At 30.2% G+C, this 10,146-nt stretch carries 14 protein-coding genes and 1 pseudogene; all 15 read right to left on the bottom strand.

The features are described from left to right. Positions 1-539 precede the first annotated feature (539 nt). Positions 540-971 carry a DUF4304 domain-containing protein gene (locus tag ABDZ60_RS09000; protein WP_343777613.1) on the bottom strand — a complete coding sequence of 144 codons (432 nt, stop codon included), beginning with the start codon at positions 969-971 and terminating at the stop codon, positions 540-542. 8 nt (positions 972-979) lie between these two features. Continuing rightward, on the bottom strand, positions 980-1,882 hold the full coding sequence (locus ABDZ60_RS08995) for an RHS repeat-associated core domain-containing protein (protein WP_343777611.1): 903 nt from the start codon (positions 1,880-1,882) through the stop codon (positions 980-982). Positions 1,883-2,283: 401 nt separating this feature from the next. Continuing rightward, complete coding sequence (locus ABDZ60_RS08990; protein ID WP_278279876.1) at positions 2,284-2,406, bottom strand: hypothetical protein; 123 nt, start codon at positions 2,404-2,406, stop codon at positions 2,284-2,286. 89 nt (positions 2,407-2,495) lie between these two features. Continuing rightward, positions 2,496-3,167 carry a DUF2625 domain-containing protein gene (locus tag ABDZ60_RS08985; protein ID WP_047001729.1) on the bottom strand — a complete coding sequence of 224 codons (672 nt, stop codon included), beginning with the start codon at positions 3,165-3,167 and terminating at the stop codon, positions 2,496-2,498. A gap of 30 nt (positions 3,168-3,197) precedes the next feature. Then, entirely contained in the window at positions 3,198-4,145 is a 948-nt protein-coding gene (locus tag ABDZ60_RS08980; RefSeq protein ID WP_486187733.1) for an RHS repeat-associated core domain-containing protein, read from the bottom strand. A 186-nt stretch (positions 4,146-4,331) separates the two neighbouring features. After that, positions 4,332-4,802, bottom strand: a complete 471-nt coding sequence (locus ABDZ60_RS08975) for a hypothetical protein (protein ID WP_343777605.1) — start codon at positions 4,800-4,802, stop codon at positions 4,332-4,334. Between the two features lie 11 nt (positions 4,803-4,813). Continuing rightward, complete coding sequence (locus tag ABDZ60_RS08970) at positions 4,814-5,086, bottom strand: hypothetical protein (RefSeq protein ID WP_343777603.1); 273 nt, start codon at positions 5,084-5,086, stop codon at positions 4,814-4,816. Positions 5,087-5,341: 255 nt separating this feature from the next. Continuing rightward, on the bottom strand, positions 5,342-5,746 hold the full coding sequence (locus ABDZ60_RS08965) for a DUF6258 family protein (protein ID WP_343777601.1): 405 nt from the start codon (positions 5,744-5,746) through the stop codon (positions 5,342-5,344). Between the two features lie 18 nt (positions 5,747-5,764). Continuing rightward, positions 5,765-6,637 (bottom strand): RHS repeat-associated core domain-containing protein, encoded by an 873-nt coding sequence (locus ABDZ60_RS08960; protein ID WP_343777615.1) that lies wholly within the window; start codon positions 6,635-6,637, stop codon positions 5,765-5,767. A gap of 450 nt (positions 6,638-7,087) precedes the next feature. After that, positions 7,088-7,525 carry a CbrC family protein gene (locus tag ABDZ60_RS08955; RefSeq protein WP_343777599.1) on the bottom strand — a complete coding sequence of 146 codons (438 nt, stop codon included), beginning with the start codon at positions 7,523-7,525 and terminating at the stop codon, positions 7,088-7,090. Between the two features lie 18 nt (positions 7,526-7,543). Beyond that, positions 7,544-7,774: pseudogene (locus ABDZ60_RS18660) on the bottom strand (HNH/ENDO VII family nuclease); the annotation flags it as partial. A 136-nt stretch (positions 7,775-7,910) separates the two neighbouring features. Then, on the bottom strand, positions 7,911-8,273 hold the full coding sequence (locus ABDZ60_RS08950; RefSeq protein ID WP_343777597.1) for a hypothetical protein: 363 nt from the start codon (positions 8,271-8,273) through the stop codon (positions 7,911-7,913). A 203-nt stretch (positions 8,274-8,476) separates the two neighbouring features. Further along, positions 8,477-8,881, bottom strand: coding sequence for a hypothetical protein (locus ABDZ60_RS08945; protein ID WP_343777595.1), 405 nt, complete (start codon positions 8,879-8,881; stop codon positions 8,477-8,479). Positions 8,882-8,889: 8 nt separating this feature from the next. After that, positions 8,890-9,342, bottom strand: coding sequence for a hypothetical protein (locus tag ABDZ60_RS08940; protein ID WP_343777593.1), 453 nt, complete (start codon positions 9,340-9,342; stop codon positions 8,890-8,892). Positions 9,343-9,435: 93 nt separating this feature from the next. Further along, positions 9,436-10,146: RHS repeat-associated core domain-containing protein (locus tag ABDZ60_RS08935; protein WP_343777591.1), on the bottom strand; the 711-nt coding region annotated here is incomplete at its 5' end.

The following is a 10,146-nucleotide window of genomic DNA, read 5'->3' as shown; positions in this document are numbered from 1 at the left end:
AACTTTTGATAATCTATTAGAAAAATCATATAAATATCTTGTAGATATACCAGTGGTATTATCTTTTTGCAGTGCTAAGTTTCCATTTGCATCATAATCATAAGTATATCTATTTTCTGTATCTCCATTAAACTTTTTGCCTATAGTCCTATCTAATTTATCATACTGATATGTTACACATTGAAAGTTTTATTTCTGATAAAAATAATCTCTCATTCTTTCAAAAATTTCTTTCCTATACGGAAGCTTACTAGCTAAATCTATCGGTGTTAACCCCCACTTATTAGATACTTTTAGTTCTACATATTCTTGTAAAAACCATAAATCATAAAGATGATTTTATTATTAGCTTCTTTGAAAATAAAAAACTTTCTCATAGGTGCTAGGAGGCAACTGGAAGTTATATCCTTACTAAAAGTAAAATAGCACCTATAAAAGTTATTTTTGAAATAGAAAAAAAGGCTATCGATGACGAATTTTAATGAACTAATACGATAGCCCTTGCTTATAGCATAAACGGAAGCTTATGTTTGCTAATTTTATTTACTTAAATATTCTTTTGCTTTTAGTGTTGCCGTCATCAAGGCCATTGGGAAAAGCTCAAAATACTTTTTCAGCCCAAAATCCATCACTGGTTTAATTGTATAATCTAAACTTTTTCTTAATTTATAACAAAACTCCTCATGCTCTATAAATTCATATTCAATAACGCTTCTCTTTTCTCCATTAATATCTAAATTAAACCTTCCAAAGACATCACATTGATTATCTTTTGGATTATCAATATCAGTATTTAGACTTTTTATAAGAAATCCAAAATTAATATAATAACTATTCTCAAAATTAGATTTCTGTGTTGCTACTACAATAATTAATTCTTTGGTTTCAACACGTGAAATATTTTTTTTAGTTTCAAACCCATATTCAGATAATACGCTACATAATGCTTTTTTAAATTCTTTTCTGTTCATAATTCCTCCTAATATGTGTCTAACACAGTACTCCAACCTCTTCCAAATATACTTTCAACTTCTTTTAAATAACCTTCAAGTTGTTTTGTACCTGCTTTAATTTGCCTAGGGTTATATGGCTTTAATTCATAAATTGTCTTTGTTCCGAAGTCGATAAAATCTATTCTTCTTCCACTCGGAAGTCTATATTCCTTAAATTTTATAATATTATCAACAACATCGGCTTTATAAGCCTTGTGCATGTTCTGTCCCATTTTTAAACTTGATTTTGTATATGGTTTAATATTGTCTGCAGTTTTAACTACTCCCTTAACTACATCCGAACCTTTATCCACTGCCTTTACTGTATCTACTACATCATCAACTTTGGTTGCCGCTCTTACTGCTGCTCCTCCACCAGTTGCAAATGGAAGTATAGCACATGTAACATCTGCACCTAATGCCAACCAAGCCTTTCCACTTGATGGGTTTTTAATTACATTTATTATGCTTATAGCTGCAGATATAATATCTGCAATTATATCTAGAAAATATCCTGATGAATCTGTATGATTTACTGGGTTGTTCATACAATACGAAAATAGATTATGCGATAATAACATTCCATCTATTCCAAGAAAAGTATCGGCATTTATAAACCTTCCCCACTCAGCATTATAGTATCTAGCATTTAAGTAGTATAATTCTGTCTCGATATCATACCTATATCCCCTGTATCTATAAGGATTCTTTACTCCTACAGTATCTTTTAAACTTCCTTCTATTGATATTAATTGTCCCCAGGTGTCATAACTATAACTTGCTACTTCAGTACCACTTTTATCTATTAATCCTATTATATCACCTTGAATATTTCTTATATAGAAGTATTCTCCATTTATACTTGGATTGTTGCCACTTGCTATATTCATACTTACTAAGTTATTTGATGAATCGTAGGTATAGTGTATTTTTTCATCATTTGTTGTTTCTAATAATACTGAATCTCCACTTAGTATATAGCTAGTTTTTACTCCATTTACTGTTTTTTCTGTTCTTATTCCATTATCATTATACTTGTAACTTATATTTTTATTGTTTCCTGTTATTGCTTTAAGTCTTCTTCCACCTTCCCAAGTGTAGGTGTATCCATCATAGGTTAGTATACTGCCTATAAATCATTACAATTAAAAGTTACCTTTTCCCCTTTAACCTTAAGTATCTTTTGAATTTCCCTACAAAATCTATTGTCATCATTGTTCTCCTTTTACTTGTTTTTCTAAAGGAAAAGAGCCAACGTTCTGAACATTAGCTCTTAATTTTAGTGTAATTATTAATATACATTTATTTTTTCTTTTAACTCTACTGAGATAATATTAATCTTGCTACAAATTAATATTATTATGAAGTAACTATCTACATCTAAATTAATACAAGCAGTAGATACATCAACCAATTATGACCTCTTATTATAAAGAACTATAAATTTAGCTAGATCTATTTGATATTAAGAAGATTTTCAAAATTATATTTGTAGGTCATATATTAATCAATACATAACTTCTTTCTGTTTTCAATTGTTAATTCCCATATTTCTTCAATTGGTATTGCTTTTCTAGAACGTTTCTCAATCTTCTCTCCCTCTGCCCATAAGAAAGGGTAAATAGAAAATCCTTCATCTCCAGAAATCTGTTGAAGTTCATCTTGCCATCCCGACCACCTAAAAGACTCATAAAATTTATTTATATTACCTACAAACGTCCAGTAGATAAATTCTGAAAATCTTAGTTCTAAATCCTCCCATTCTAACGTATCTGGAGCTAGATAAAATACATTACCAACAACACCACTAAGCTGTCCACCGTTTATTGCATAGAATCCGCCTAAAACATCATCTGCAACTAAAAGTGCACCACCTATTCTTGGATTTTCATTCTCAATATTTATCTTATTCCATACCGAAATGTCTCTCTTTAGCTTTCTTGATCCACTGCCTAGTATTCTTATCCAGCCATCTTGTATCAGTATTCCACCACAATTATATGCTATAGCACCTAAAACTGATTTTGTGGTAACCTGTAAATCATACAATACTCTTTCAGAATCCTCAATTGACGGTTGTAAGATTTCTACTTTATTGATAGCTTCCTTTAACCAATTATCAACTAGTTTCCAAGCCGATTCTTCATTATTAATTAATTCACTTAATTGCTTCATTTATTTCACTCTCTCCTTAATATATAAATTTTAATCCCCAATTCTTATTCGTACCCTTGCTCCATCAGGAAAAGCTCTCAATTTTTGTCCCATCCACGCGCCTGCTCCCCTATTATCAGAAGGAGCAATAGGTCTCACACTTGCTCCAGCTCCACCTTCTTTAAACATGGCAGGAGGGTATTCATCTAAATCCTTATCTTTTACCTTCGGTTTAGCTTTCAATGACTCTTTTCTATTAGATTTGGACTTACTTCTCTCAATTGTTAATTCATCTGGATGGCCACTTTTTATCGCATCTTCTACATGTTGTGCAGTCTCTGGATATTTACTTCTAGGTATTACGATTTCCACATCAACATAATCTGAATTGGATTGAACTTTTTCTGAATTCTTATTTGAAACCGTAGATGTATAGTATTTATACCCTGAGTATATTAAAAATCCTGTTGCTGCTACAAGAGCAACTCCAATGACTACTGGTGAAGAAACAACTGCCGTTATGGTACTTAATATTCCTGTCGCTACCTGCCCCAATAAAGGAAATGTTAAAGCAAACCAACTTCCACTTGGATCATGTAAATTCACTGGATTATTCAAACAATATGCAAACATGTTAGATGATAGTAATGTACCAACCTGACCTACATATTCATCAGCATTAATAAACCTTCCCCACTCAGGATTATAGTATCTAGCATTTAGGTAATATAGTCCTGTTTCACTGTCATATCTATATCCCCTGTATCTATATGGATTTTTTACTCCTACAGTATCTTTTAAACTTCCTTCTATTGATATAGGTTTACCCCATGTATCATAAGTATAACTTACTACTTCAGTACCATTTTTATCTATTAATCCTATTATATCACCTTGAAGATTTCTTATATAGAAGTATTCTCCATTTATACTTGAATCACTACTTCCTGAAATATTCATACTTACTAGGTTATTTGATGAATCGTAGGTATAGTGGATTTTTTCATCACCTGTTGTTTCTAATAATACTGAATCTCCATTTAGTATATATCTTATTTTAACTCCATTTACTAATTTTAATGAAAGCTTGTCTTTCCACCTTTTACCATCATAATTTCAAAAATTAAAACTACCATATATATACATAGGTAGTTTTAACTTATCTAATTTTTTATATGCTATTAGCTATTTTATATTATCTTCATTTAATATGACTTCATATTCTGTAACCATTGCTCTAAAAGTAATCATTTCTGACACGAACTCGACAAACTTAACATTCTTAGTTTTCGATGATACTTCCCCTATAACTTTGTTATTATTTTTTATTGAAATCTTCATTGAACTATCCTTGTATTTAAATTGAAGCCCATCTTCTATTGATTGGCTATTAACTATTTCTATACAGTAAATACTTCCTATATCATCATTAGGATAATCTTTTATCTTTATACTATTTATTCCTCTATAGTATTGTACTCCATTAAGTACTAATTTTATCTCTTCGAATGTATCTTCATAAGATTTAATTTGACTTGCTGAAGGATGCTGTTTACTTTTCTTATCATCAATGCTAATAATTATCTTAGAATTACATATTCTATAGTTAATATCTAATAAATAGCTTTCCTCAAATACATACCAATCTATATTCATCCTATTCCTCCCTAATCAATTACATCCCATTGTATAGGTGTATGATTTCCTTGACTTCTTTTGGAAACTGGATTCCCAAATCTATCTATCCTCTGACCCGTTGAATCTTTTATTTCAACATGTGGCATCTCACTTCCTGGTACCCTTTGAGTTCCTTTTTTCAAAGTTATTCTAGGAATATCATTCTTATCTTCCCATTTTTCTGGTCCATTTGGAGTTTTTGTTCTAGTCCATCCTTCGGACTTAGCATGTTCCCTAAGCCCTGAGACTTTCAGAATCTTCATTTGTTTATTATAAAATTTCCACTTTATTTAGCCATTCATTAATAATTTTTCAGATTGACTTTTTATTTAACTACTTTTATTACTTCGTAAATTTAATGCACATCTTCCCATATTATAATTATTCTCTATACTTGACCCTTACTAAAGCTTCAAATTAATTAAATATATTATCTAGAGAACCATTTGAAGCTTCAAGAAACATCCAAATTTTCCCATCGGACCATCCTAGAATTCATAGTTTCTTTTTTATAATCCTCAATTTTCAATCTTAATATTAGGATTGATTGGATTTAGTAAATACACCCCTTTACCAATGAACTTAAAAATTAAATCAGTAGTTATGGCCTCTTCATCAACATAACTTGTTTCAATTGTAAACTCATAAATTCCATTGTTTATTTCTATTGCGTAAATATCATAAATTTGGTCATTGGGAAGTAATCCCGACTCATCCAATACAACATTATTAACACCATATATAACTATAACTCCATCTTCAATATCCTCATCATAATAATATTCCCAAATTCCTGATTTATCTCTAATACGTGAAATACGATTCACCTTGATCTTAACTTCTTTTTTTTCATGATCTATGTCTAAAGATTCACAGTATCTATCACCTAAATATATTGATTTTAAAAACTCAATTGGACTCATTTGTCTATCATCTCCCTATTATCTTATTTTCCAATGTGCACCTGCACTATCCCATGGAACTGCATTTCCATTAACATCAATTGATGGTCCTTGTCCTTTCATACCAGGGCCTGTACCTTTTAAATGCCCATGTCCATGAGGGATAGTTGAATTAGGAGGATGTCCGTTTGGATTATATCTATGATAATTTGATCCATTTGGATATAAAGTATGTGTATCCACTCCTCCTTTACCGGCGCTCACTGTTCTTCCATCTTTTGGTTCAATCATTACATTCCCTTTATCATCGGCAACAAATCGCCCTACTTCTTCACCGGTATTTCTATCTATGGTTGGAGATGGTTCTCTTCCTTTTTTAGATACCTCTAGATTTCCATCATCTGAATCTGATTCACTAGAATATGTTATGCTATTATACGTTGCAATTCCTACCACAGCAATAGTTGCTACACTGGCAATAACAAGTCCAACTAAATCCCCTATTGGTAATGGTCCATCTACTAATGCAGCTCCACCAGCTACTGCATATATAGGTCTAAATACATTAATTGCATTTGCAATTTGGGATACAAATGCTTTAATAAATCCCCAAAGGTATCCATTGCTATCTTCTCTATTTACAGGGTCATTTCCACAATAAGCAAACATATTAGCTGATAAAAGCCCCCCTGGAGTTCCGACAATACCATCTGCATTAATAAACCTTCCCCATTCAGGATTATAATATCTTGCATTTAAGTAATATAATCCAGTCTCGGTATCATACCTATATCCCCTGTATCTATATGGATTCTTTACTCCTACAGTATCTTTTAAACTCCCTTCTATTGATATAAGTTTACCCCATGTATCATAACTATAACTTACTACTTCAGTACCATTCTTATCTATTAATCCTATTATATCACCTTGAAGATTTCTTATATAGAAGTATTCTCCATTTATACTTGTATTACTACCACTTGTTATATTAATACTTATTAAATTATTTTACTAATTGTAAAATATATATCCATAGTAATTAAATTAATTGACACCTCCTCTTTACCTCCTTAAATTTTTTCACATAGAAAAGAGTCCATGCTTCTTTATTTAGAAACATTGACTCTTTCATGTTTATAATATATAATTAGTTTTTATTTTAATTTTGTATTAAATTTATTTATATTCGAAAATCTAATTATACTACTGTTTTTTATTTAAATTCCATACTTTAGTAACTTTGATATACTGCAATAATTTTAGAACATTTTATACACTTAAAAGTAAAAATTGTTGTATTTAATCCGATATCATTCCAAAACTCTTCTATATCGTCAATTCTCCCTTTACTAAACTCATCTAAAATTGATAAAATATACCCTTCGCCATTTCCATCCGGTGCATTTTTATTAATCTCATCTTACCCCATTCTCCTATATATCTAACAAAATCCCCACAACACACTTGCCAATCATTATACTGAATCCAAGGAACTGGAGGATTTTTTCTTAACTCCTCCGTACTCTCTTTAACTTTTTTATCTACTTTTATTTCATCACCTAAATCCTTATATTCTTTTAAATGTTTTTCTAATCTCTTTTCAATAAATTCAGGAACATTAACCATTTCCCTTCCATCTGATAGACAATTTAAACACACTGAAATTACATCATCTCCATAGTCAAAGTATTCTCCCTCAAGGCAATACTCATTCATTCCACATATTTGACATTTTACATCAGTAAACTCTGCATTTTTAATAGGATTACTAAAGTATTTAAACTTTAGATTATTCATTCTATCGCCTCCTTACTTCTATCTCCATCTTCCAACATCCCATTCTTTTTGCCAATACTCTCTAGCATTCTTTCTAAACTCCTTTCTATTAACCTTCGATGGATTATTAAAATCGGGATGATTACTCTTGTAATTTTCTCCAAATCTATGATCAGACGCATGTATCTCATCAAAAGGTCCATTTGAACTTTGATTTTTATGGTGTAACTCAATTGGATGCCTATCTTTTTTACTAACTGATGAATTCCCCCCCTTAGAAAGTGTATTTGTTTCTGAATTACCCTATTTTATTCTGTCATCCCTAGCTTCTTAATTCATTCATTTAAATTCAAGTTAATAGAGATAGAGTGCAGCCACAATTAATTGTTATGACTACACTACAACTTTATGTTATCTCAATACTGTTACACACAATATTTATATCTACACCATCTATTAACTTTATTGTCACTTGTAACCATTCATTATTTAAATGTTTATTACAACCTATTATTTCCGTTTCTGCATAATTACTTCTTACTACTTCTAATGATTCTTTGATAAACTCACTATTAGATGATACCTCAATTGAATTAATAATACTCTCGTCCCATTGCCCTAGATATTTAATAGATACAAATTCGTTACAGATTATTGAAATAGATTCCTCAGATTCCAATAATATATTTATTATTATTTTATTAAATTCAATTTTTATTTCATTTAATATTGAATCTATCCAGTTTACTTTTTTAATTTTATCATACATTATAAAACTCCCCCCTTTATTTAAAGAAATTCCATTGTAATGTTTTTGATGGTTTCCATTTTCCAGATGTATCATTTATTCTTCTATCAATATACATATTTGGATCTGTCGCTCTCTATTCCCTATTTTAAGATTTTATACTTATTAATAAACCCAGCATTAACCAGTTATAATGGTTTGCTGGGCAAAATAGAGATTGAAGGTTAGATTAGATTAGTATTGAAAATCTGAATGCTTGATAATTTAAGCATTAAATTACAATCAGTTATATTTATATTTTCTTTGTTTGTAATATAATCTAATAGTATTATACTTTTACCTAATTTAATAGCTAAACAACCATCTTCATCTAAGGAATCATATTGTCCATTTAAAATTATTTTATCATTTTCCATAAAAATAGAATGAATATTATTATTATTATTATTATTGATAAATAAATTTTTATTAAGTTCTAATGGCTCTTCAACAGAAAACTCTATATAATAATCTTTATTCAAAATAGGTTTTCCTTCTTTCCACACACCACAAATTGCACCATAATCTGATTTGATTTTTACATAATATTCATTATCTTTTTCTAGTATATTAACTATTTTTACTTTCATAAAATATCCTACCTCGCTATTCTTCTTAAAAGATTTGAAACATCAACTATATTATCAGAAGGGTTGAATCCCCATATCTCCTCATGGTAGTGAAATTTATTTGTACCGTAACTTCCCATTTCATGATTTCCAAATCTTATACTTCTTGCCCCATCTGCTGAAAAAATACGATTTGAATCAACATTATTAGTATATGGATTTATATTGCTGTGTGGCCCCTTACCTAAAAAATTATCCCATTCTGATGTAACATTTTTTGTTCTTACTGGATTTGGAGCTTTTACTTCATCCAAATAATTCATTTTAGGAGCCTTGTTCGCTCCCTTAACTACACTTGAACCTTTATCCACTGCCTTTACTGTATCTACTACATCATCAACTTTGGTTGCCGCTCTTACTGCTGCTCCTCCACCAGTTGCAAATGGAAGTATAGCACATGCAACATCTGCACCTAATGCCAACCAAGCCTTTCCACTTGATGGGTTTTTAATTACATTTATTATGCTTATAGCTGCAGATATAATATCTGCAATTATATCTAGAAAATATCCTGATTAATCTGTATGATTTACTGGGTTGTTCATACAATACGAAAATAGATTATGCGATAATAACATTCCATCTATTCCAAGAAAAGTATCGGCATTTATAAACCTTCCCCACTCAGCATTATAGTATCTAGCATTTAAATAGTATAATCCTGTTTCACTGTCATATCTATATCCCCTGTATCTATATGGATTTTTTACTCCTACAGTATCTTTTAAACTTCCTTCTATTGATATAGGTTTACCCCATGTATCATAAGTATAACTTACTACTTCAGTACCATTTTTATCTATTAATCCTATTATATCACCTTGAAGATTTCTTATATAGAAGTATTCTCCACTTATACTTGGATTGCTGCCACTTGCTATATTCATACTTACTAAGTTATTTGATGAATCATAAGTATAGTGTATTTTTTCATCATTTGTTGTTTCTAATAATACTGAATCTCCACTTAGTGTATAGTTAGTTTTTACTCCATTTACTGTTTTTTCTGTTCTTATCCCATTGTCATTATATTTATAACTTATATTTTTATTGTTTCCTGTTATTGATTTTAGTCTTCTTCCACCTTCCCAAGAATATGTGTATCCGTCATAGGTTAGTGGATTTCCTATTGCATCATAGGTTATTGCTTTTCCATCATAAGCTGTTAACTTATCCTTCCAATTTGCATCACCATATGAATAGTTTATTGTTTTATCTGCTGTTCC

The sequence above is a fragment of the Clostridium sartagoforme genome (genome assembly GCF_039521405.1).
GTDB lineage: Bacteria > Bacillota > Clostridia > Clostridiales > Clostridiaceae > Clostridium > Clostridium sartagoforme.
This window is presented reverse-complemented; position numbering and strand designations above follow the sequence as displayed.